Annotated in this window: 1 rRNA gene; it reads left to right on the forward strand. The window is 66.0% G+C overall.

Features of this window, described 5'->3' with window-relative positions:
* Nucleotides 1–241, forward strand: a 23S ribosomal RNA gene (locus QSK21_RS36020); the annotation flags it as partial.

Raw genomic sequence — 241 nt, forward strand, 5'->3', positions numbered from 1 at the left:
TGGGGCAGGCTGATCCGCCCAGGGTAAGTCGGGACCTAAGGCGAGGCCGACAGGCGTAGTCGATGGATAACGGGTTGATATTCCCGTACCCGCTGGTATGCGCCAACGCTGAACCCTCTGATGCTAACCACCCGAGCTGTGCCGGGTCCCTTCGGGGGTCTGGTGCGGGGAGCGTGGGGCCCGAGGGGGTAGTAGGTGAGCGATGGGGTGACGCAGGAGGGTAGCTCAGCCCAGGCGGTGG

The organism is Actinomadura sp. NBRC 104412 (genome assembly GCF_030269515.1).
GTDB lineage: Bacteria > Actinomycetota > Actinomycetes > Streptosporangiales > Streptosporangiaceae > Spirillospora.